This is a genomic window from Pseudomonas sp. LH1G9 (genome assembly GCF_002949975.1).
Classification (GTDB): Bacteria; Pseudomonadota; Gammaproteobacteria; order Pseudomonadales; family Pseudomonadaceae; genus Aquipseudomonas; species Aquipseudomonas veronii.
Genome location: NZ_CP026880.1, coordinates 5,171,291 through 5,193,313 on the forward strand (window position 1 = coordinate 5,171,291; position 22,023 = coordinate 5,193,313).

Consider the following 22,023-nt stretch of genomic DNA (forward strand, 5'->3'; position numbering starts at 1 on the left):
GGAGTCAGCCCCGTTGATAAGGGTTCCTCACTCTGCCCACCATCATTCCCAACCTCGTGTATCACCCGCCCCAGCGCGCAGGTCGATTGCCATGGTGCGAAGCTTTCCAGAAAAAATTAACTGGGCCGCTTACAGCCCAGTTTTTTTACCGCACACCAATTTTTTTACATTACGGCATTTCATCAAAGATTTTTTTACACCTCTCAATTACGCCGCAACATCAGGTTCAACTCATCCACCACTTCAGCCCAATCCGCATCCTCCAGAATTTCCTCACGCAAAAACGCTTTCTGGCTATCCGTCCAGAAAAACGCATCGGCCAGTTCCAGGTCCGCCTTGAGCGGTGAGTGCGCGGTGACGAATTGCTCGATGCCAGCGGGGTCGTCGGCCAGGCCGAGTTGTTTGAACAGGGAGGGCAAGCTGTGTTCAGGCGATTGCATGATGAGCTCCGGATAGATGGGTTTATCCGAGTCTAGCCCTCACCCACGGCAGGCGCGAGCTTGCGCTACAGGGTTTGCAACCATACCTGCAGTTGTGCGACGCATTGCTGCACGGATAGCTGGCCGGTCTCCAGGACCAGGGCGGCTTGCGGCGGTGGTTCGTAGGGTGAGCCGATGCCGGTGAACCCCGGCAGTTCGCCGCGTCGGGCGCGGGCGTAGTGGCCTTTGGGGTCGCGGCGTTCGCAGATGTCCAGTGCGGCGTTGCACCACACTTCCCGATAATCCGCGCCCAGGCGTTCGGCGAGTACCGCGCGTAATTCGACCAACGGCGCGATCAGCGCCAGGATCACGATTTGCCCGTTGTCCACCAGCAACGCCGCCAGTTCGGCGGCGCGGCGGATGTTTTCCAGGCGGTCGCCGTCGGCAAACCCCAGGTCTTTGTTCAAGCCGCCGCGCAAGGCATCGCCGTCGAGCACGATGCTGTGTCGGCCTTGTTCGAACAACGCCGCCTGCAGCCCTTGGGCCAGGGTCGACTTACCCGACGCCGGCAGGCCGGTCAGCAGGATCGCCACGCCGCGATGACCGTTGCGAGCCTCACGCTGGGCACGCGTGATGCTCGCGGTCGGTGCCACTAGGTTACTTGACGGCGGCACGGGGCACCGGGGCGGCGATGTTGCCGGCGGCCCATGCCGATTCGCGGCCGGCCAGCGCGGTGGCGATGGACTGCACGCGGTCGGAATCGACCTGCTCCGGCAACGGGTCGAGCCCGGCGCTGGCGAAGATCTGGCCGTAGGCGTTGCGCAGGTCGGCGTAGGCCAGGTCGCGGCGCAGGTCGGCTTGCAGGGTATTGAGTTCGCCCTGGATCAGGTCCAGTTCGCCCAGGCCTGCGGCTTGGTGACGGTTGCGCAGTTGGGTGAGGATCTGCCCGTCGATGTCGGCCAGCTGTTCGTTGGTCTTGAACTGGCGCACGGCGTCCTGGAAGTTCGCGTTGGCGACGTAGAGTTGCGCCAGCACCGCGATGGACATGGCCTGGCGCCGTGCGGTGGCGACTTCTTCGCCGGCCTTGGCGACGTCGATGGCCGCCGGGGCGGAGAGCACGTTGAACAGGTTCCAGGTGACCTTGGCGCCGTAGTCGGCCCAGCGGTTGTCCACCAGGAACGAGTTGCTGTCGTAATGCCCACCGGCCGAGAATTCCAGGCCCGGCAGCAGGCGCAGCATGGCCTTGCGGGTTTCGGCGGCGCTGATGCGGGTCTGGTAGTCCTGCTCGCGCAGTTCAGGGCGGTTGGCCAGGGCTTCCTGTTCCAGGCTGGCGAAGTTGACCTTGAGCTGCGGCACGGCGTAGTCGTCCGGCGTGGCCAGCTTGAGGTCGGTGCCCATGGGCAGGTTGATCAGGGTCGACAGTTCGGTCTTGGCGAGGGAGAGCGCGCGGCGCTGTTCCTGCAATTGGCGCGTGGCTTCGATCAGCGAGCGCTGGTAGCCCAGGGCCTGGATCGGGTCGCCGATACGCTGCTCGCTCATGCTTTGGCTGTTGCTCTGGGCCTGGTCGACCCGCGCCATCAGGCTGTCGATCTGGGTCAGCAGGCGTTCGGCCGCGACCGCCCGCCAATAGGCCGAGCGCACGTCCTGGACGATGGTGTTGATCACCTTGCGGCGCCGCTCCTGGACGATCAGGCGTTGGTCGCCTTGCTGTTTGGCACTGATGTAGCTGACGCCAAAGTCGAGGACGTTCCACACCATGGTCAGGTCGGCCACGCGACGGTCGCGGTCCTGGGATGTCGACGGTTCCAGGGACTGGGTGCCGGTGAGAACACTCTGGCTGCTGGAGGCGTTGGTGTTGTTGCGCCCGGCGTAACCGGCGGACAACGCCATGCGCGGCAGCATGTCGAAACTAGCGAGGTCGAGTTGGCGCTTGGCCAGCGCCTCCTCCATGATCTTCAAGCGCCCTTCGAGGTTGTATTTAACCGCCCGGGCCATGGCCTGGTGCAGTGTCAACGGGCCGTTCAATGGCTCCTGATCCTTGTACATACCGTGCAGGTCGCTGCGGGCTCGCTGCTCACTGACACTGCGCTCAATCGGCTCGCTGGTGACCGCACAACCGCCGATCGCCAGCGCCAGCACGCTGGCGCCGAACAACTTATGAACTGTATTCATCCTTGGACTGCCCCTGTTACTGCGCCTTGATTTAAGTGTGTCAGGCCTGCATTTCGCTGATGCCGACCTGTTGCAATGCCTTCGCCAGGTCAATCACCTGACGCTGTTCCACGTCTTTGATCTGCTGCAATTGCTGGCCCAGGGTCGGGGCGCCGAACACGCCCCGCAGGCCTTGGGCCGCGTCACCGCCGCCCTGGATCGCTCGGCTGTCGAACGCCTTGAGGCCACTGTCCCCGCCGCCGCTCTCGCGATTGAACAACCCCGACAAGGTGCTTGAACCAAACACCCCACCATCGCCGCCGCCAAAACCGAGGAAGCCCTGCGCGCCGCCGTTCGCGCCACTGTCGCTGTTGAACACCTGGGCAATGAAGCTGGGCGCCAAGGCACCGTTGCGAATGAAGATGCTACCGATAGGCGGCAAGCCCGCGCCCATCTCGCGCTGTTCGAACAACGGCGGGAAGCCAATGGGTGAACCCAGGTCGCCCGCGGGCCGGCCAAACACGATCGGTTGCAGCGGCACATCCGGCGCGCCGGGTGGCGCTGCCGGCTCGGTGACGCGGAACAGCGGGTCGCCGGTCAGGGCAATGGTGTTGATCGCGTAGTTGTTGGAATTGGCATAACCGCTGCCGGCGTTGCCCGTCATGTCATTCACCAGGCCGGTGTCGAGGGTGATGAAGTTGCTCGGGTCGTTGAGGTTGGCCGTCGGTGTGAGGGTCGCGGTCCAGGTTTTGCCGCCGTCGTTGCTGGCCAGGTTGGACAAGGTGCCGTTGGCCACGCTGAGGTCATCCAGCGCGAAGCCGCTGACTTTTTCACTGAAGGTAAACGTGACGGTGGTGGTCTGGCCGACGGTCAGGTTCGGGTTGGCAATGGTGATGGTCGCCGTCGGGCGTTCGCCATCGATCACGAAGTTGTTCGAGATCGCAATGCCGCTGCCGGCGTTACCGGCAGCATCGTTGACCTGGCCGGCGTCCAGCACGATCACGTTGGTCGCATCGGTAATCGCCGCCGTCGGGGTCAGGGTGGCGGTCCAGGTTTTGCCGCCATCGTTGCTCGCCAGGTTGGACAGCACGCCGTTGGCCACGCTCAGGTCAGACAGATCGAAACCGCTGACGGCCTCGCTGAAGCCGATGGTGACGGTGGTGGTCTGGCCGATGCCCAGGGTGCCGTTGGCCACCGAAATGGTCGCGGTCGGGCGCTGGGTGTCGATCGCATAGTTGTTCGAATCGGTGCTGCCGCTGCCCGCGTTGCCGGCGGCGGTCTGTACGCCGCTGTTGTCCAGGCTGATCAGGTTGCTGGTGTCGGTCACGTCGGCCGTCGGCGTCAGGGTCGCGGTCCAGGACACGCCGCCGTCGCTGGAGGCCAGGTTGCTCAGCACGCCGTTGGCCACGCTCAGGTCGGCCAGGGTGAAACCGCTGACAGCCTCGGAGAAGGTGATGGTCACCGGGGCGGTCTCGCCGGCCTTGAGGGCGGTGTCGCCGACTACGATGGTCGCCGTCGGCAGCACGGTGTCGATGCTGTAGTTGGCCGAGTCGGTCGTTCCCGTACCGGCGTTGCCGGTCAGGTCGGCAATGCCGGTATTGGCCAGGGTGATCACGTTGCTGGCGGCGCGGATACCCGCCGCCGGTGTGAAGAGAGCCGTCCAGGTGATGCCGCCGTCGCTGCTGCTGACCGCGCTCAGGGTGCCATGGGCGACGTTCAGGTCACTGTTGTCAAAACCGCTGACGGCTTCCGAGAACGTGACCGTGACCAAGGAAGTTTCGCCGGCACTCAACACAGGGTCGGCCATCACGATGGTCGCCGTCGGCCGCTGGCTGTCGATGGCGTAGTTGTTGGAGTCGGTGGTGCCGCTGCCGCTGTTGCCCGCCAGGTCGGCGATGCCGGTGTTGTCCAGGGTGATCACGTTGCTGGTGTCGGTGACGCCGGACGTCGGGGTGAACGTCGCGGTCCAGGTCACGCCGCCGTCCGCGCTGCTCACGGCGCTCAAGGTGCCGTTGTTGACCGTCAGATCGGCGTTGCTGAACCCGGTCACCGCCTCCGAGAAGGTGATCACCACCGCTGAGCTGCCACCCACGCCGAGGGCCGGATTCGCGACTACGATGGTGGCCGTTGGGCGCACGGTGTCGACGGCGTAGTTGTTCGAATCGGTGGTGCCGCTGCCGCTGTTGCCGGAGCCGTTTTGCACACCGCTGTTGTCCAGGGTGATCACGTTGCTGGTGTCGCTGATCGCGCTGCTCGGCGTGAAAGTCGCCGTCCAGGTCACGCCGCCGTCGTTGCTGCTGACGGAGGTCAGCGTGCCGTTGGCGATCGTCAGGTCGGCGTTGGTAAAACCGCTGACCGCTTCGGAGAAGGTAATGGTGACCAGCGAGGTGTCGCCGATGTTCAGGGCATTGTCGGCGACGACGATGGTTGCGCTCGGCTGCACCGTGTCGATGGTGAAGTTACCCGAGTTGGTGACACCGCTGCCGGCGTTGCCGGCCAGGTCGGTGTAGCCGGCGTTGTTCAGGCTGATCAGGTTGGTGGTGTCGCGGACGTTGCCGGTCGGTGTGAAAGTCGCCGTCCAGGTCACGCCGCCATCCGCGCTGCTGACGGTCGAGAGGGTGCCGTTGGGGACGCTCAGGTCGCTGTTGTCAAAACCGCTGACGGCTTCCGAGAACGTGACCGTGACCAAGGAGGTTTCGCCGGCACTCAATACAGGATCGGCCATCACGATGGTCGCCGTTGGCCGCTGGCTGTCGATCATATAGGCGTTGGACGACGTGGTGCCAGACCCGACGTTACCGACGCCATCGGTCACACCGGTGTTATCCAGGACAATGTGATTGTTGTTCTGGGTGACGCCTGCCACAGGCGTCAACGTCGCGGTATAGGTGATGTTGTCGCTGGTGCTCAGGCTGCTCAGGGTGCCATTGTCGGTGGTCAGATCGGCCAGGCTGAACCCGGTCACAGCTTCGCTGAAAGTGATGGTCACCAGCGACGAGCCGCCGATCCCCAGGTGGTCGTTGTTCACCACCACCGTCGCGGTCGGACGTTGGGTGTCGATGGCGTAGTTATTGGAATTGCTGGTACCGACGCCGACATTACCCGACACCGCCGCCTGGACGCCGCTGTTGTCCAGGGTGATCAGGTTGGTGGCGTCGCTGATCGCGCTGCTCGGGGTGAACGTCGCGCCCCAGGTAATGCCGCCGTCGCTGCTGCTGACCGCGCTCAAGGTGCCATTGGTGATCGTCAGGTCGGCATTGCTGAAACCGGTCACGGCCTCGTTGAACGTAATCATCACTTGGGAGGAGTCACCGATTTTCAGCGTCGGGTTGGCCACCACGATGGTCGCCGAAGGCAACACCGTATCGACGGTGTAATTCGCCGAGTTGGTGGTGCCCGCGCCTGCGTTGCCGGCCAGGTCGGCAATGCCGGTGTTGGCCAGGGCGATCACGTTGCTCGCGCTGTTGGTGTTCGTCCCTGGGGTGAAGGTCGCGGTCCAGGTGATGCCGCCGTCGGCGCTGCTCAGGCTGCTCAGGCTGCCGTGGCTTGCCGTCAGGTCGGCGAGGGTGAAGCCGGTCACGGCTTCGCTGAAGGTGATCGTCACCAGCGACGTTTCGCCAGCGGTCAGCGCCGGGTCGGCGACCACGATGGTCGCGGTGGGGCGCACGGTGTCGATGACGTAGTTGTTGGAGTCGGTGGTGCCGGTGCCGGTGTTGCCGCTGGTGTCGCTATAGCCGGTATTGTCCAGGGTGATGACGTTGGCGGTGTCGGTGAGGTTCGCACTCGGCGTGAAGGTCGCGGTCCAGGTGATGCCACCGTCGTTGCTGCTCACCGCACTCAGGGTGCCATTGGACACCGTCAGGTCGACATTGGAGAAACCGACCACGGCTTCCGAGAAGGTAATGGTCACCAGCGAGGTCTGGCCAATGCTCAGGGAGTTGCTCGCAACCACCAGGGTCGCGGTTGGACGCACGCCGTCGATGGCCACGTTGTTCGACGTGGTAGTGCCACTGCCGGCGTTGCCCGCCACGTCCTGGACCCCGGTGTTGTCCAGGGTGATGTGGTTGCTCGCGCTGACGATACTCGCCGTCGGGGTAAAGGTGGCGGTCCAGGTGGTACCACCGTCGTTGCTGCTGACCGCGCTCAGGGTGCCATTGGACACTATCAGGTCGGCGTTGGTGAACCCGGTCACGGCTTCGCTGAAGGTGATGGTCACCAGCGAGGTCTGGCCGATGCCCAGGTTGGTGTTGGCGAACACGACAGTCGCGTTCGGCCGCGCGGTGTCGACCGCATAGGTGTTGGAATTGGTGGTGCCACTGCCGGCGTTGCCCGCGCCATCACTGACCGCGGTGTTGTTCAGGGTGATGACATTGCCGGTATGGGAGGCCCCAGGGGTCGCAGTCAGGGTTGCGGTCCACGTGAGACCACCGTCGTTGCTGCCCAAGTTGCTCAGGATGCCGTCGGCGACCGTGAAGGCGCCGACGGTGAGCCCGGTGACCGCCTCGCTGAAGGTGATGGTCACCAGGGACGTGTTACCGCTGATACTCAGTGCGGTATCGGACACCACAATGGTCAAGGTCGGCAGCACCGTGTCGATCGCATAGGTGTTGGACGTGGTCGTGCCGGTACCGGCGTTGGTCGCGGTATCGGTATAGAGGGTGTTGTCCAGGGTAACGACATTGCCGCTGCTGCTGTTGCTGGCGCTTGGTGTCAGGGTCGCGGTCCAGTGGATATTGTCACTGGTGGTCAGGTTGCTCAGGGTGCCGTTGGACGCCGACATGTCAGTAAGGCTGAAACCGCTCACCGCTTCGCTGAAGGTAATGTTCACCGTCGAGTTGACCGTGGTGCTCAACGTCGGCGCAACGACCGTAACGGTCGCGGTTGGGCGCACGGTATCGATGCTGAAGGTGTTGGACGAAGTGGTGCCGGTCCCCGGTGTCCCCGTCGACGTGGCGGTGACGCCGGTATTGTCGAGGACAATCTGGTTGGTGGCGCTGGTCACGCTCGCGCTCGGCGTAAAGGTCGCGGTGTAGGTGATGTTGTCGCTGGTAGTCAGGGTGCCCAGGGTACCGTTGCTGATCGTCAGATCGGCGCTGGTAAAGCCGGTCACGGCCTGGTTGAAGGTAATGGTCACCTGCGAAGTGCTGCCGATGTGCTGCGCGGTGTTGCTGACCACGATGGTCGCGACCGGGGCCGGACTGTAAGCGGTGTTCGCCGTTCCGCCGATATCGTTGAACAGACCGTTGACTGCTGTGGGTTTGCTGCCCGCCGAGGCGTTGGTGGCCAAGCCACCGTTACCACTGGCACCGGTATTGGCCGAACCGCCCAGCGCCGCGAAGTTGGCCGCCGTGATCAATACCGTGCCTTTGTTCCAGATGGCACCGACACCCAGGCCACCGTCACCGCCATTCAGAGTAGTGCCGCTGCCGGCCGCCGAACCGCCACCGCCGCCGCCGCCGGCACCGATGTTACCGGTAATCGAGCTGGTGCCGACGATGGTCAGGGTGGCGCCGCTGGCGTTGTAGATACCGCCAGCCGCTCCGCCGCCCTTGCCACCGGCACCGTTCCAGCCGGAACCACCCCCACCGCCGCCGATCGACAAGCCGCCAGAGGTCGCTGTGCCGCCAGCGGAGCCGTTGGTATAACCCCCGACACCGGTCGAGCCGGCGCCACCGACGCTCGAACCGCCGCGACCGCCCATGGTGTAGGCGCCCCCGCCTGCCCCCCCAAGGTTGGTTGAACCTGCGATACCGGCGTACAGGTTGGCCCCGGAGTTGCCGCCAGTCCCGCCGATGCCGCCGCCCAACGCGCCGCCACCACCACCGCCACCGCTGGCATTACCAACGCCCGCGCCACCACCACCGCCGCCGCCTGAGGCCGCGTTCGCTGTCACGCTGACATTATTCAGGGTCAGGACACCGAAGTTACTTATCCCCGCCCCCAACAAATTGGCTGCGGTGGCACCGCTGCTATTGGCGCTGCCATTGCCGCCGTTGCCAGCCGCTAGACCCTGGGTGATAACCAAGCCGTCCAAGGTCGCGGTGACACCGCTGTTAACCTTGAGCACCTGGGTCTTGTACTGCCCGCTGATGGTCACATCGGCAACACCATCGTTGTTCAGGTCGCCATCGATGGTCAGGTTTTTAGCGATGACCAACTGCGTGTCCAGATTGACCGTCATGCCCGGGGTGCTGAAGGTGACGGTCTCGCCGACACCCACATCGGTCAGGGCCTGGCGCAGTGTGCCGGCACCGCTGTCTGCGGCGCTGGTCACCGTGATGTTTGCCAGGCCGTACTGATACGCCGACATCGCCTGGTACGACAACGCCGTATGACTTTCGATGGAGCCGGTGGCGATTTCCAGGGTCCAGTCGCCGCCCAGGCCGGTGCGGTTGGTGGACGCGGCAACATCGCGCCCGGTCAGTTGCGCCAGCGAGTCGACAAAGTTGATGCCCTTGTCGCTGGCGGCGGTGTTGCAAGCGTAGATCAGGATATCGCCGCCCACGTTCATGTCCTGGCCGATCTGCGCCAGCACTTCGCTGCGGGCCGCGACGTTGTCGGCGGACAAATAGGTACTGCCCAGCCACAGATCACCGGCATTGCCGTGGGCGATGATCTGCACCGAGCTGACGCCCTGATGGCTGCCCAGGTAATCGGCGATCTGCTGCAGGCCGTCCTTGCTCGCGTCCAGTTGCACCACTTGGGTGCCGGGGGCAACGCCGTTGAGCAGCTCGGCGGAATCCTTCACGCGGGCATCGACAAACACCACGCTCTGTCCCGGCACGGCAACCGGTGCGGGGGTGGCGGGCGCGTCGGACTGCGCGTGGCTTTCGCTGCCGGTGGCGGCGTGTTCGGTGGTCGTCGGCGCCTTGGCCGCAGCATCTGCGGTGGCGTGGCTGTCGGCCTGGGCCGCATCGGCCACGGTGGCGGCCACTGCGCCGTCGAACAGCATGCGCGGTTCCAGGGACATAATCATCGGCGTCGCCAGGGTGCTGGCATTGGTTGTTGCTGGCCGTGCCTTAAGGTTGTTCCACCACATGCTGCTCACCCGTCGGTCGAATGCTGATTCCCGCAATGAAAAAAACCGCAATCAACTGATCGCGGCATCGGCTTTGGTACGGATCACATTGGCGGCGCTGGAAGTGCCATCACGCCAAAAAGACATATGCGCGAACTGCTCGAAGAGATCGGGCGGCAGGATGGTCCGCCGGGGCTGCAGTTCCACCTTCGGCTTGACCCGATGCAAACCGCTCACGCCGAGGGCGTCGTCGAAGTCCGGCGCGTCGTAGCTCAGGTGCTCGAAATCGTGCTCGAACCAGGGCTCGCCGATAAATTCGTAGACCAGCCGCATGACCCGCTCGGGGGCCTGGGAGAGCAAGTCGTAGTCGACCACCAGCATCGAGTCGGCGTGTTCACCGTAGTACGCCTCTTTGAGCGCCGACCAGGCGTACCCCACCAGGCGATTGCGCTGGCCAAGGGTTTCGACACGGCTGTAGACGGTGTTGCGCTCGACGTCGTCGTTGAACAGCTTGGTGTTTTCGAAGGGGTTGGCGCGGTACACACGCTCGAGGCTGTCCATGATCCACGCCACGTTACGCACGCAGGCAATGACCTTGGCCTGGGGGAACAGGTCGTGCAGCGCCGGCATGCGGGCGCACCATTGGCGATTGGTGTCGAACACCACCGGCACAGGGGCGCGGTCGGCGTAATAGGCATCGAACAACCCGCGCAGCAAGCGGCGCCGGGTATTGGCATCGATGACCGAGCCGAACTCGCTGCCAGCACTGCATTGCCCCAGCACGCCGTTGAACAGAGTGCCCACGGGGCTGCTCATGCCAGCGTGGAAGCGCGGGTTCTGCAAGAGGATCGCAGACAGCAGCGTCGAACCGGAGCGGGGCAAACCGGAGATAAAGTGATACTGCATCCCTTCACCACTTTTGTAGGACAAAAATCCATTTGTATCCGAATCGTAACTGATGATTAAAGAGTTCACTAGTGGTCAAATGCCACTGTTTTGATATTCCTTTCATTCCAAATGGATATTAGCGGCAGGCCTCTGGCTGCGAAGGCTCTGGGCCGAGGCATAGCACGAATAATCGCGCCCTGGCACCGCCCCCGTCCTGCTGCATTTTTTCACGCCATCCGTCCGGTAGCGGCGCAAAATCGTCCGGTGCTTCGTTGCTGCTGATCAGCCAGACACGCTGGGTATCGGCCGGTAATGCCGACAAACGGTCGAGGTAAATACGCCCGCCGTCCTGATCCACCAGCGTGCCGAAGCCATAGGCGTTCGGCCGCGTCGGCGTGCCATCCGGTTTGGGCGGGGTGTAAAGCTGCAATTGGGCGTCGGTCCGGTCGTAATACACGTAGCTGAGGTACCACAGCATGTCGCTGAGGACGATGCGGTCACCTTCCTGGTAGTTGCGATTGACGAACTCCACCGGCACGTTGAACTGATCATCCACATCCACGGTGGCATTGTTCTTCACCCCCAGCAGTTCCACACCGACGCACAGCACGAACAATGCCGCGCCCAGCCATGAAAGACGTCCGGGCAGGCGGTCGATGGCCAGCGCCAGGATGATCGGCAAGGCCAGGGCGTAGACGGTGAGGTAACGCTCGATAAACACCGACGAGATAAACGACACCCCGTACACCAGCAGCAACGGCAGCAAGAAAAACAGCGCCAACAGACCGGCCGGCCGGTAGCGCGTCTGATCGCGCCAGGCGCAGACGCCGACCACGGCCACCAGCAGCAGCGGGAATGACCAGAACAGCACAGGCGATAAGCCAAGACCTTCGTCCTGCAACATGAACTGCCAGATCATCGACGGCACGGAGAACTGGTTGATCGGCTCTTCCCAGCCGATGTCGCCGCCGACCTTGAGCTGCTCGACATGCTGCACCAGGCCCACCAGGTTCGGCAGCCATGGCAGGTACACCAGCACGATCGCGACGTTGGCCACCCACCAGGCCGGACGCGTGATCAAGCGCCGGCCGGGGGGCTGGGACGCACTCAACAGGCCCAGCCAGGCCCAATGCACCAACACACACAACGCGGTGAAGTAATGGGTATAGAAACCGGCGGCCATCAGCAGCCCATACCCCAGCAGGTAGCGCGTGCGCTCGGGTTGGCGCACCCAATACACCAACGCCAGCGTCGCGCCCAGCAGCCACACGCCGAGCAGCGAGTACATACGCACTTCCTGGCTGTAGCGCACCGCGCTGGGAAACAGCGCCAGCAGCACACCCGCCAGCACGGCGGCACGAAGGGTGGACAACTGCCGCGCAAGGCAGATGCCCAGGCCCACCACGACCACACCGGGAATCGCACTCATGCTGCGAATCGACCAGATGCCGTCGCCGAACAGCTCGATCCAGCCGCGCAGCAAGAAGAAATACAACGGCGGATGCACATCGTGGGCGGCGTGAAACCACAGGTCGGTCGCCGCATATTGGCTGAGCAACAGGCTCGAGCCTTCATCGCCCCAGATCGCCGCGGCCGTCAGGCCATAAAAACGCACCGCCAGCGCCAGCGCCAGAATCGGCACCCACCATAACTGGCGCAACCAATCGCCACCTTCACGGGCCTTTGCGAGGCGATTGACAGCAGAAATCACCCCAACGTTGTCGTCTTGCTCTACCACAGACCGTCGCACCCCGATTCCCCCGCCACTGCCCATTTCCAGGGCCAAACCTGCGCATGCGCAAACAAGCGCCACTCTAGGACAAAAGCCCCGGATTCGCCCGTTGTTTCGCAACCGGCAGGCAGCGCTCAAAACCTGCGTCTACGCTCTGCGATGAAGCCAGATCGACTGGCTTTATATCCCCTTGAACAGCTCACACAAGGATGAACGATTCATGGAAGTATTCATCGGCACTATCCAACCTTTTGCCTTTAATTTCGCCCCAAGAAACTGGGCCTTCTGCGCCGGCCAGCTCCTGCCCATCAGCCAATACCAGGCGCTGTACGCGCTGATCGGCACGACATATGGCGGGGACGGCACGCAAACCTTCAAGCTGCCTGACCTGCAAGGTCGCCTGCCCATCGGCCAAGGCAATGGCCCGGGCCTGTCGCAGCGGTTAATCGGCGACGTCGACGGCGTCGAAAGCGTGATGGCCACCCAGGCCAACCTACCCACGCACACCCATAGCACGGCGGCGCTGGCGGTCAGCGCGGCGGTGCAACTGGCCGACACCGCCAGCAACCCGCTTACAGCGCCGACCGCCGCCAATGCGTTTATCGGCGCCTCCGGGGGCGGGCCGGGCAGTGCCTCGATCTTTTCCGACCAGCAGGGCGCCAGCCCGGTACCGCTCAAAGGCGTCAGCACGAGCTTGACCGGCACGCTGGCCTTGGCCGGCCAAGGGTTGCCCATGGACACGATGAACCCGTTCCTGGTGATCAACTTCAGCATTGCCCTGAACGGGGTCTTCCCGTCACGCGACTGACCCGCACCCGGGCCGAGGCACTTGGGCCTCGGCCTCTCTGACACGGAGCTGATGTATGTTGAACCTGGTCACCCCCGAGCACTTTCGCCCTCTGCTTGCGCGCACGAGTGTGTTGTACCTGCCGGACGGGTCGGCGCTGCCGATCCAGATCCAACAGGTGACTGATGCGCCCAAAGCCAGCGTACCGGGCAGCCCGCGCACGGCCTTCAGCGTGTTGCTCGACAGCCTGGAGCCGACGGATTTCGTCGACGGCCTCTGCCGTTTGCCGCTGGCGCAGACCTGCCTGGAGCAGGTGTTTGTGTCCCGCGAACCCGCCATGGGCCGCGACAACGCACGCGGTTATTTCTGCATCGTGTTCAACTGAGACGGGTACCACACCAGCCGCTGCGCGGCGGGCGTCTCTTCCTCCAACCGAAACCCCAGCGCCAAGTAATGCTGGCGCGCATGGGGGTTGCTCGCCCACACCACCGTGGCCACCGGACAACACACCTGCTGCGCGGCCCGTTGCACGCCGTGCAGTACCGCGCGGCCAAAACCCTGGCCTCGGGCAGCGGGGATAAACGCCAGGTACAGCACACGGATTTCATTCGGGCCGAAATCGGCACTCAGGGCGCCAATGGGCGTGTCGAGTTTTTCGATCACATAATGCAAGGCCCCGGGAAAATGCTCGCCCATGCCGTTTTCCTGCACTTGAAACTGTTGCGCGATCACCGCCTCGACCAGCCCCTGCTCACCGTCGATCCACTGCAAATCGGCACGCGCCGAGCGGTAGAGGCTTTGCAGAAATGGCCCGTCGGTGGGCCGTGACGGGCGCACCACCAGGCCCTGCGCCAAAGCGCCGTCCTTGTTCAACATGCCTTTGCACTCCTGTCAGAATCCGCTTTCCCGTACACCCAAAGCCGCCACTCGACGCCAGGCCACGCCCAGCACCGACTCGCTGCGCCCTTGCAACACCACCACGCCGCGCAGCGGTTGATGGGGGGTGGCGATCGGTTGCGCACTGCGCAACCGCACGCCGTACTGCGCCTGCACCGGCGCCGGGCGCTGGTTTTCGTCGCGGCGCACGGCAATCGGCCCGTGGTGGTCGGAGGTCAGGGCTTCCTGGTCCAGATAGGCCACGCCGTTGGCATCGATATCGGTCAGCACCACCGGGATGGCGGCGCGCATCGGGTCATCGGCGATAAACCGCCCGCTCGCCCCCGGCGTCACCCGCCACAGCTCGGCTTCCGCCAGATACCCGCGCAGGCGCGCGCCCTCCTCGACCACTCGCGCCAGCGCGTCTTTAGGCGACAGCCAGCGGCCCACGCTCAACTGCGGCAGCACGTCGCGCACGGTGCCGGCATGGGGCGCACGTAACAGCAGGCGTTCGCGCTGGGCGGCAAGCCCGCGGTATTCGGCCAGGGCCTGGGACAGGCGCTGATCGTTGATCCCGGCGTCGGCCGCGGTTTCACTGCGTCCGGCCTGGCGACGCATCTGCAACTGCAGGATCTCCACTTCGCGGCGCACGATGCTTTGCCGCGCATCCAAATCCGGCGATTCCAATTCGATCAGCACCTGGCCCTGGGTCACGACCTGCCCATCCACCACCCGCAACTGTTTCACCCGCGCCGCCACCGGCGCGTGCAAGGCACTGGCGCGCCCGGCCTCGAGCATGCTCGGCAACTCCACGGCACTGCGCCACGGCACCACCAGGGCCAGCACGAACAACAGCAGGCCCAGGCCGCTGAGCAGCACCCGCGGCGCATGGGCCTGGCTGCGGCGACTCCACCATTCGCGCCACTCCTTGAAGATCGGCAGGCCGATGAACCACACCAGTTCCACCAGCATCAGGAAGATCCCCAGCAGCTTGAAGAACAGGTGATACACCGCCAGGGCAATCCCCAGGAACAGCGCCGCCCGCCACAACCAGGCCAGGTAACCCCACCACAGCAGGCGCCGTTGCATGGTCGGCGCCCAGGGTTCCGGCGCCGGTTCGCCGTAGCCGAACAACCACTCGCGCAGGCGCCAGCGACAAAGGGCGAAGGCGCGACCTTGCAGGTTGTCGACGCCCCACAGGTCGCTGATCAAAAAATAACCATCGAAGCGCATGAACGGGTTGAGGTTGATCGCCAGGGTGGTCAGCCACGTCGCACTGGCCAGCATGAACGCCGCCGTGCGCGCCGCGCCGTCCGGCAGCAGCGACCAGGCCAGCAAGGCCACGCAGGCCAGCAACAACTCAGCCATCACCCCACCGGCGCCAATCAGCAATCGCGCGCGCCGATCATTGACCCGCCAGGCATCACTTACATCGGTGTAGAACATCGGCAGCAACACCATGAACGCCACGCCCATGCTTTGCACGCGGCACCCGGCGCGCTTGGCCATAAAGGCATGGCCGAATTCATGGCACAGCTTGGCGAAGAACAGCGCCACGCCAAACGCCAGGGCACCGCCGAGGCTGAACAGGTGCGGGAACGTCGCCAGAAAACGCTGCCAGTCCCGCGCCACCAGAAACACGCCCAGGCCCAGGGTCAGCGGCAAGCCGTAGCGCAACAGCCCCGGCCCGAAGCGCGCCAGCCACGGCCAGGCGCGGTTGAGGAACGCGTCCGGGCGCCACAGCGGGATGCGGAAGAACAAATATTGATGCAGCAGGATTTGCCACAGGCTTTGCTTACGGGCGGCGGCCTTGTAGGCGTAACTGGCACGTTGCTGCGGGTCCAGCGCGGCGATCAGGTCATGGGCGCGCAGGAAGCTCAGCAGCTCATCCACTTCGCTGGCGCCCAGGGGCAGGCCCGGCTCACGGTTGGCGGCTCGCAGGACGTGTTGCGGGTCGCCCAGGGACCAGTGGCGCAGCAGCCGAATGGCGGTGGCGCCGAGCTTGAAGTAACGCCCGCGCACCGGGTCGGCCAGGGTCCAGCGCGGCGAGCCGTCCAGGGCCGCGCCGGCGCTGGACAGTTGCAGGTCTTCGCGCAGCGGGGGCAGGTTCATCAGAGGCCAACGCTCTGGCGCAAGCCGGCCAATGGCCGACGCAACAGGTACAGGGCCAGGGGCGCGCGCTCACCGAAGAGCTTCGCCGTGCCGCGCAGGCCGATGCGTGGCGGTGCCTCATCGAAGCGCGCATCGAGGCGATAGGCGAGTTGCCCGCCGGGTGTGGGCTGCGCCTCGTAGGCGGCGCGTTGCAAGGTGGCGAGGTGGCGCTGCAACGGGTCGCTGTCGAGGAACAGCGCAACCTGGGCGTCGGGCGCCAATGCGATGGCATCGCCCACCGCCAGTTCGATGCGCAACTCTGCCTGGCCGGGGTCGGCAATCTGCAGCAGACGCTCGCCGGTCTGCACCGGTTTGCCGGTCCAGCGTTCGGCGTCGGCAAACACCGCGATACCGTCACGCTCGGCGCGTACTTCGCTGCGCTTGAGCAGTTCGCGGGCGTAGTCGCGCTCGGCGCGTTTTTGCTCGACCCGGGCCGCGAGCAGGTCGATACGCGAACTCGATTCGGCATCGGCAAAGGCGCGCTGGGAATTGGCCTTGAGCTCCGCTTCGGCCACGCCCAGGGCACGCGCGGCCACATCGGCCTGGGCCGTGAGGGTGGTGCTTTCGAAGCGCAGCAGCAGGTCGCCGGTTTTCACCGTCTGGTTGGGCTTGACCAGGAACTCGGCGATCACCCCGTCCAGCGGCGCCGCTACCACCTGGCCGGCCAACGGCACCACTTCGGCGGGCGCCAGTACCGATTGGCGCACCGGAATCAGCAGCATCAGCAGCAACGCGACCACCACCAGCACCTGGCGTTTGCGGGTCAGGCGCAGGCGCCACGGCTGGCGCGGTTGCAGCGCACGCCAAGCGTGGCTGTAGGTATCGCCCAACTGCGCCAGCAGCACTTGCTCGGCCGGGTTCCAGGGCGTATCCCGCGCCAGCCACACACCGCCGAACACGCGGCCTTGCGGGTCGATCAAGGGCAACCAGAACACATGGCCGGCGGACAGGCTCTGCCAGTCGGCCTGCAGTTGCGCGCTCAATTGCGCGGCCGGCACTTCCCGGGCGGTCTGGCCCAGCCCGTGTTTGTGCAATTGGGCCACGGCCTGCTCGACGAAGGCCACGAACGGCGCGTTCGGGTCGACGCTGCTCACCGCCGTCACCGCCCGCACCTTGCCGGCGATCAACAGCGCCGCATGGCGATAGCCGAACAGCGGTTGCCCATCGTTGACCAGGCTGTAGGCCAATTGCTCAGTGCTGTGGGCGGCGCGGGTCTGGCGTTCCAACTCGAGAAACTGCGCGAATACCCGCTCGGCATTGCCCGTCATCGGTGCGTTCATTGCAGTTGTGCAAAGTGCGCGGTGCCGCTCATGCCGGCCATCAACCCACTGGCATTGGGCAAGGTCGCGACCAGCAACAGGGTCTGGCTGCCTTCGTCGATGCGCGCGCCAAGGCGTTTGACGGTGGCGTTGAATGCCTGGCCGGTTTCGTCGGGGGTGAAGCTGAACGTCTGCCCGGGCTTGAGTTTGCCCATCCAGCGCGACGGCACCAGCAGGTGGATCTCCAGGCTGCGGTTGTCGACGATTTCCAGCAGCGGTGCGCCGGCCGAGACGCTTTCATAACGTTGGACTTTGCGCTGCACCACCTGGCCGTCATACGGCGCCAGCACGCTGCAGCGCTTGACCTGCACCTGATAGACCTGGGACTGGGCCTGGGTTTCGGTGAGTTTGGCTTCGGCGCGGGCCACTTCGAACCGGCCGACCGAATTCAGCGCCGCCAGTTGTTTGTTGTGGGCCAGTTCTTCGCCGGCGCCACGGCTGGCGGCCGAGGCGGCATTGAGCTGGGCCTGGTAGGCCGAGCAATCGAAACGCGCCAGGGTGTCGCCTTTCTTGAACGACTCGCCCTCGCTGAACGGCAGTTCGACAATCCGCCCCGACAATTCACTGGCAAGCATCGCCTGGTCACGGGCGCGCAATACACCACGGGCTTCGCTGTCGGCGCTGACGGCCGCTGCGGGCGCGTGGTCCAACAGCGGATCGTCCGCCATGACCATCGGCGCCAGGCCCACCAAGCAGGAAAATCCCAGTACCGATCTACATAACTGCTTCATACACTCGACCTCCCTGACGATGTGCGCAGTCTAGGGCAGCGGAGTTAAATTGCCACTACCCCCAGTCAGACAAATCAGCATTTTTTGTAGGCCTTTGCCGAAGCCTTCGCCGGATCACGTTATGATTGCCGACCTCCAAGGACTCAGGATCAAGGACACGTCATGCACATTGGTTTTCTGTCACCCCTGGCACTGGCCCTGCTCGCCGGTCTCTCCCTGCCGGCACTCGCCAGCTCCGACGACTCGTGCTACCCCGACTGGAGGGTCTCGCGGGACAGCCTGGACACCTGCAACAACCTGCCGTTCCTGAGCCCCGGCAATGACAGCCGAACCAACCTGCGCCTGTTGCTGGCCGACAAAAAAGCCGCGCCCCTGGCACCGAACGCCTTGAGCGAGGACGACCTGTCCCAAGGCTTCGGTCCGGTGCCGTTCCCGGTGTACCGCCTGGTGCCAATCGCCGCCGCGCCGGCCGAAGCGGATAACACATCGCACACCTCGCCCAGCGCCGAACTCGACACCCTGCTCCAGCCTTTGGGCATCAAGCGCGACGAATACAAAGCCGCGGGGGCTGACTTCCTGAATGGCGAAGGCAGCCGCTGCCGCAGCAACGACGATGACAGCGCCACCGCGTTTATCCGCCAGGTGCTCAAGGCCGACATGCCGGCAGCCGAACGCGAGCTACTGGTGAAGGCGCGTTTGCAATTGCTCACGGCCTGTTCTTGGGAAGGCCAAGTGCTGGATGCACAGCAGATCCAATCCAGCGAAGGCCAATTGTTCCGCACTTATCTGCAGGCCGCCGCCGACTTCTATAGCGGCCGTTTCAGCGACGCCGAGCGCGGTTTCGCCGGCGCCAGCACCAGCAATGTGCCCTGGCTGAAGGAAACCGCGCTGTACATGACCGCGCGGACATCACTGAACCAGGCGCAGGCCAACGCCTTCGACGAATACGGCATGCCGCAACTCGAGCATGTGGATAAGTCCGCCCTGAGCGACGCCGAAGAAGGCTTCCTCGGTTACCTGAAGACTTATCCACAGGGTGATTACGTCGCCTCCGCCCGTGGCCTGCTGCGCCGGGTGTATTGGTTGGCGGACGATCAAGCCAAGCTCGCCGAGGCCTATGCCTGGCAACTGACCCAGGCCACCGACGCCCAGCGCAATGTGTCCGTGGATGAGCTGGTGGCCGAAGCCGACGTCAAGCTGCTGATGGTCAACGGCAAGGCAGTCCAGAACCCGATGATCCTGCTCGTCAGCGACCTGATGCGGATGCGCGCTCACACGCCGCCGGCCCTCAGCCGCGCCGACCTCGATCAGCAAAAAGCCGTGTTTGCCGACACGCCGGCGCTGTTCGACTACCTGCAAGCGGCGTATGCCCTGTACGTCGAGCATCAACCCGACAACGCGCTGAAACACCTGCCTCAGGACGTGCCGTCGAACCCGGATTACTTCGCCTTCAGCCAACAGACCCTGCGCGGCCTGGCCCTGGAAGCCAAGCAAGACTGGAAAGCCGCCGAAACCCTGTGGCTGCAACTGCTGCCGCTGGCCAAACAACCGCTGCAACGCGACCAGTTGGAGCTGGCACTGGCGATGAATTACGAACGCAGCGGCCAGTTGGCCAAGGTGTTCGCCGCCGATTCGCCGATCAGCGCCAAACAGGTGCGCTACATCCTGCTGCGCCACATCGCCGGGCCGGACTTGCTGCGCCAACAGATCGCCCAGGCCCACGACCCGCTGGAGCGCCAGACCGCCCAATTCGTGCTGCTCTATAAAGACCTGCTGCGCGGCCAGTTCGCCACCTTCGACGACGACCTCAAGCAACTGCCGGCGTCGGCCCCGGACGACAAGCTGGGCACCAGCCTGGGTTATGTCTACAGCGCCAGCCAGACGTTGAAACTGTTCCAGTGGAACGGCGAAAAAGCTGAATCCGGCTACGCCTGCCCGAGCATTGCGCAAACCGCCGCGACCTTGCAGAACGACGCAAAAAATCCCCACGGCCTGAACTGCTTCGGCGAGTTCATCCTGCGCAACAACCTCGACGGCATGCCCCTTGAACAGGCACGCGCCGCCGGCAGCCTGGGCAGTACGCCATCGGACTTCAAGGGTGACACCTTCTCGCGGCTCGACGGCTACCAACAGGTGATCGGCAACCCCAAGGCGCCGAAAACCGACAAGGCCTACGCGCTGTTCCGCGCCATCAACTGCTACGCGCCCGCCGGTTATAACAGCTGCGGCGGCGAAGACGTCGCACCGGCCGTGCGCAAGGCCTGGTTCCGTCAACTCAAGACGGGCTTTGCCGACACACAGTGGGGCAAATCCCTGCAGTACTACTGGTGAAACCGCTGTGGCTCGGCTTGCTGTTGCTGGCAAGCCCGGCTTTCGGCGCGGTCGACGCCCGCGACTATGACGCCTTCTGGCTGTGGAGCGGGGTCACGCCGCAGCCGGTGCTCAAGCAGGCAAAAACCCTGTACATCCTCCAGGGCCAGATCAACGCCACCCGCCGCGCGCCCCAACGCGGCGTGCAATTGATCGCCCAGGGCATAAGCGTGCCGCGCATCACCCAGGGCGACATCTGGCTGGTCTACCGCGCCCACACCCTGCGCTGGCCGGACCGCGTCTACACCCAACTGCTCGGCCAGGTACAACGCTGGCGCGACGCCGGCAACCCGGTGATCGGCATCCAGATCGACTTCGACGCCCGCACCCAGTACCTGCACGAATACGCCGACTTCCTGCGCGACCTGCGCCAGCGCCTGCCCGCCGACCTGCGCCTGAGCATCACCGGCCTGATGGACTGGAGCAGCAACGCCGACCCAACCGCCATCGCCCGGCTCAACGGCGTGGTGGATGAGGTGGTGGTGCAGACGTATCAGGGGCGCCAGAGCATCCCGGATTACGCCGCGTATCTGCCACGGATGAATCGGCTGGGGCTGCCGTTCAAGATCGGCTTGATCCAGGGCGGGGAATGGACGGCGCCGGGGTATTTGAAGGGGAGTGAGTGGTTTCGCGGGTATGTGGTGTTTTTGCGCAATCCTTGAAGGCGCTTGACGGGGAAACGTCCCCAGTGGGAGCAAGCCTGCTCACACATTGATCAAGCCGGCCTCAGCGCTGCATCCCCCACCGCTTGACGGTCAATCGCTCGAAGGTATCGAACACCAAATTTTCCACCAACAAGCCGATCAGGATCACCATCGCCAGCCCGGCAAAAACCTTATCGGTGTACAGCTCATTGCGGTTCTGGAAGATGTACCAGCCCAGGCCGCCTTTGCCGCTGGTGGCGCCGAACACCAGCTCGGCGGCAATCAGCGTGCGCCAGGCGAATGCCCAGCCGATTTTCAGGCCGGCGAGGATCGACGGCAGTGCCGCCGGGATCAGGATGAACAGCACGAAGCGCATGCCCTTCAACCCGTAGTTGCGACCGGCCATGCGCAGGGTTTCGGACACGCCGAGAAACCCCGAATAGGTGTTGAGCGCCAACGCCCACAACACCGAATGCACCAGCACGAAAATCAGGCTGTTCTGGCCCAGGCCAAACCACAAGAGTGCCAGCGGCAACAGCGCAATCGCCGGCAGCGGGTTGAACATCGAGGTCAGGGTGCTGAGCAGGTCGCGGCCCAGTTGGGTCGAGACCGCCAGTGTGGTCAGGGCAAATGCCAGCACAATGCCGATCAGGTAACCCTTGATCAGCACCACCAACGAAATGCTGACTTTGCTCAGCAGCTCGCCACTCAGAAGCCCGTCGTAGAGCGCGTGAAACGTCTGCAAGAAACTCGGCAGCAATAGGTCATTGTTCTGGTAGCGCGCAACCGCTTCCCAGAGGATCGCGAGCACGATCAGGATCAACCCTTTGCGCAACCAGCCTTGTTGCCACACGCGTTGGCGCAGGGGCAGCTCGCGTTCCACGGGGACGCTGAGCAGCGGTTCGAGGGTGACTTCATATTCCTGGCGCATGGGTGG

General features: G+C 64.4%; 15 protein-coding genes. 4 read left to right on the plus strand and 11 right to left on the minus strand.

Annotated features, from left to right (window positions below):
* Nucleotides 1-203: 203 nt before the first annotated feature.
* The 6 genes from C5F70_RS23810 to C5F70_RS23835 form a co-directional block, all read right to left on the minus strand.
* Nucleotides 204-440: a DUF2789 domain-containing protein gene (locus C5F70_RS23810; RefSeq protein WP_017845529.1), complete on the minus strand. Its 237-nt coding sequence runs from the start codon at nucleotides 438-440 to the stop codon at nucleotides 204-206.
* 65 nt (nucleotides 441-505) lie between these two features.
* Nucleotides 506-1,093, minus strand: coding sequence for an adenylyl-sulfate kinase (cysC, locus tag C5F70_RS23815; RefSeq protein WP_046483759.1), 588 nt, complete (start codon nucleotides 1,091-1,093; stop codon nucleotides 506-508).
* On the minus strand, nucleotides 1,077-2,591 hold the full coding sequence (locus tag C5F70_RS23820; RefSeq protein ID WP_026139841.1) for a TolC family protein: 1,515 nt from the start codon (nucleotides 2,589-2,591) through the stop codon (nucleotides 1,077-1,079). The genes cysC and C5F70_RS23820 overlap by 17 nt, the downstream gene beginning before the upstream one ends.
* Nucleotides 2,592-2,631: 40 nt before the next feature.
* A complete protein-coding gene (locus tag C5F70_RS23825; protein WP_371920054.1) occupies nucleotides 2,632-9,609 on the minus strand; it encodes an Ig-like domain-containing protein in 6,978 nt (2,325 codons plus the stop codon).
* A 51-nt stretch (nucleotides 9,610-9,660) separates the two neighbouring features.
* On the minus strand, nucleotides 9,661-10,494 hold the full coding sequence (locus tag C5F70_RS23830; RefSeq protein ID WP_017845533.1) for a sulfotransferase: 834 nt from the start codon (nucleotides 10,492-10,494) through the stop codon (nucleotides 9,661-9,663).
* Nucleotides 10,495-10,612: 118 nt separating this feature from the next.
* Nucleotides 10,613-12,226, minus strand: a complete 1,614-nt coding sequence (locus C5F70_RS23835) for a glycosyltransferase family 39 protein (protein ID WP_104904592.1) — start codon at nucleotides 12,224-12,226, stop codon at nucleotides 10,613-10,615.
* Nucleotides 12,227-12,428: 202 nt separating this feature from the next.
* On the opposite strand from C5F70_RS23835, the gene C5F70_RS23840 reads away from it, so the two are divergent.
* Both C5F70_RS23840 and C5F70_RS23845 read left to right on the plus strand, forming a co-directional pair.
* The gene (locus C5F70_RS23840; protein ID WP_017845535.1) at nucleotides 12,429-13,016 is read left to right on the plus strand and encodes a phage tail protein; all 588 of its coding nucleotides are present in this window, start codon (nucleotides 12,429-12,431) and stop codon (nucleotides 13,014-13,016) included.
* Between the two features lie 55 nt (nucleotides 13,017-13,071).
* Entirely contained in the window at nucleotides 13,072-13,380 is a 309-nt protein-coding gene (locus C5F70_RS23845; RefSeq protein WP_046385119.1) for a hypothetical protein, read from the plus strand.
* On the opposite strand, the gene C5F70_RS23850 is transcribed toward C5F70_RS23845, so the two are convergent.
* From C5F70_RS23850 to C5F70_RS23865, 4 genes are read right to left on the minus strand one after another with little or no spacing between them, the layout of a single operon-like run.
* On the minus strand, nucleotides 13,356-13,871 hold the full coding sequence (locus C5F70_RS23850; RefSeq protein ID WP_046385120.1) for a GNAT family N-acetyltransferase: 516 nt from the start codon (nucleotides 13,869-13,871) through the stop codon (nucleotides 13,356-13,358). The genes C5F70_RS23845 and C5F70_RS23850 overlap by 25 nt on opposite strands.
* A gap of 15 nt (nucleotides 13,872-13,886) precedes the next feature.
* Nucleotides 13,887-15,983 carry a biotin/lipoyl-binding protein gene (locus C5F70_RS23855; protein ID WP_104904163.1) on the minus strand — a complete coding sequence of 699 codons (2,097 nt, stop codon included), beginning with the start codon at nucleotides 15,981-15,983 and terminating at the stop codon, nucleotides 13,887-13,889.
* Nucleotides 15,983-17,302 (minus strand): efflux RND transporter periplasmic adaptor subunit, encoded by a 1,320-nt coding sequence (locus C5F70_RS23860; protein ID WP_046385122.1) that lies wholly within the window; start codon nucleotides 17,300-17,302, stop codon nucleotides 15,983-15,985. Before C5F70_RS23860 ends, C5F70_RS23855 begins: the two co-directional genes overlap by 1 nt.
* Nucleotides 17,299-18,015 (minus strand): efflux RND transporter periplasmic adaptor subunit, encoded by a 717-nt coding sequence (locus tag C5F70_RS23865; protein WP_231590069.1) that lies wholly within the window; start codon nucleotides 18,013-18,015, stop codon nucleotides 17,299-17,301. The genes C5F70_RS23860 and C5F70_RS23865 overlap by 4 nt, the downstream gene beginning before the upstream one ends.
* 219 nt (nucleotides 18,016-18,234) lie before the next feature.
* Here C5F70_RS23865 and C5F70_RS23870 point away from each other — a divergent pair, with 219 nt between their 5' ends.
* Complete coding sequence (locus tag C5F70_RS23870; RefSeq protein ID WP_104904164.1) at nucleotides 18,235-20,403, plus strand: outer membrane assembly lipoprotein YfiO; 2,169 nt, start codon at nucleotides 18,235-18,237, stop codon at nucleotides 20,401-20,403.
* The gene (locus C5F70_RS23875) at nucleotides 20,400-21,104 is read left to right on the plus strand and encodes a DUF3142 domain-containing protein (protein WP_102618791.1); all 705 of its coding nucleotides are present in this window, start codon (nucleotides 20,400-20,402) and stop codon (nucleotides 21,102-21,104) included. The genes C5F70_RS23870 and C5F70_RS23875 overlap by 4 nt, the downstream gene beginning before the upstream one ends.
* Before the next feature lie 64 nt (nucleotides 21,105-21,168).
* Here the strand turns inward: C5F70_RS23875 and C5F70_RS23880 are convergent, their stop codons facing one another.
* Complete coding sequence (locus C5F70_RS23880; RefSeq protein WP_104904165.1) at nucleotides 21,169-22,017, minus strand: ABC transporter permease; 849 nt, start codon at nucleotides 22,015-22,017, stop codon at nucleotides 21,169-21,171.
* Between the last annotated feature and the right edge of the window lie 6 nt (nucleotides 22,018-22,023).

Excerpts from the sequence above, each read along its gene's own strand:
- C5F70_RS23810 (WP_017845529.1), bottom strand. The coding sequence starts at position 440 with ATGCAATCGCCTGAACACAGCTTGCCCTCCCTGTTCAAACAACTCGGC.
- C5F70_RS23820 (WP_026139841.1), bottom strand. The coding sequence starts at position 2,591 with ATGAATACAGTTCATAAGTTGTTCGGCGCCAGCGTGCTGGCGCTGGCG.
- C5F70_RS23825 (WP_371920054.1), bottom strand. The coding sequence starts at position 9,609 with ATGTGGTGGAACAACCTTAAGGCACGGCCAGCAACAACCAATGCCAGC.
- C5F70_RS23830 (WP_017845533.1), bottom strand. The coding sequence starts at position 10,494 with ATGCAGTATCACTTTATCTCCGGTTTGCCCCGCTCCGGTTCGACGCTG.
- C5F70_RS23840 (WP_017845535.1), top strand. The coding sequence starts at position 12,429 with ATGGAAGTATTCATCGGCACTATCCAACCTTTTGCCTTTAATTTCGCC.
- C5F70_RS23845 (WP_046385119.1), top strand. The coding sequence starts at position 13,072 with ATGTTGAACCTGGTCACCCCCGAGCACTTTCGCCCTCTGCTTGCGCGC.
- C5F70_RS23850 (WP_046385120.1), bottom strand. The coding sequence starts at position 13,871 with ATGTTGAACAAGGACGGCGCTTTGGCGCAGGGCCTGGTGGTGCGCCCG.
- C5F70_RS23855 (WP_104904163.1), bottom strand. The coding sequence starts at position 15,983 with ATGAACCTGCCCCCGCTGCGCGAAGACCTGCAACTGTCCAGCGCCGGC.
- C5F70_RS23860 (WP_046385122.1), bottom strand. The coding sequence starts at position 17,302 with ATGAACGCACCGATGACGGGCAATGCCGAGCGGGTATTCGCGCAGTTT.
- C5F70_RS23865 (WP_231590069.1), bottom strand. The coding sequence starts at position 18,015 with ATGGTCATGGCGGACGATCCGCTGTTGGACCACGCGCCCGCAGCGGCC.
- C5F70_RS23870 (WP_104904164.1), top strand. The coding sequence starts at position 18,235 with ATGCACATTGGTTTTCTGTCACCCCTGGCACTGGCCCTGCTCGCCGGT.
- C5F70_RS23880 (WP_104904165.1), bottom strand. The coding sequence starts at position 22,017 with ATGCGCCAGGAATATGAAGTCACCCTCGAACCGCTGCTCAGCGTCCCC.